This window comes from Deinococcus pimensis DSM 21231, assembly GCF_000519345.1.
Taxonomy (GTDB): domain Bacteria; phylum Deinococcota; class Deinococci; order Deinococcales; family Deinococcaceae; genus Deinococcus_A; species Deinococcus_A pimensis.
Window position 1 is genome coordinate 32104 of the sequence record NZ_KI912653.1, and the last position, 326, is coordinate 32429.

Here is a 326-nt window from a genome sequence, read left to right on the forward strand (position 1 = left end):
GTCCCGAGCGTACGCTCCGGGAACGCGGCGAAGGGCGAACTGCACGCCATCCTGCCCGGTCGGGTGGGGTACGCGCGGTCTTCACGCAACCTTGAGGAAAATGGGCTAGGATTCTGCGCGTGAAGACGGTGTACGTGCTGGTCGGCATTCCCGGAAGCGGCAAATCGACGGTGGCGGACGCCCTGCGGGGGCGGGCGGCGCGCAGGCCCGGACGGACCCTGACGGTCGGCAGCGACGCGCTGCGCGCCGAGCTCACGGGCTCCGAGACGGAGCGCTCCATGAACGACCTCGTGTGGGAGGTGTTCTTCGACCGTGTCGCGGGCGCC

1 protein-coding gene is annotated in these 326 nt (G+C 70.2%); it reads left to right on the top strand.

The genetic code is table 11. The features are described 5' to 3' along the window. Window positions 1–119: 119 nt before the first annotated feature. Window positions 120–326 (top strand): AAA family ATPase (locus DEIPI_RS39975; protein ID WP_027482265.1); only part of this gene is annotated, 207 nt, incomplete at its 3' end.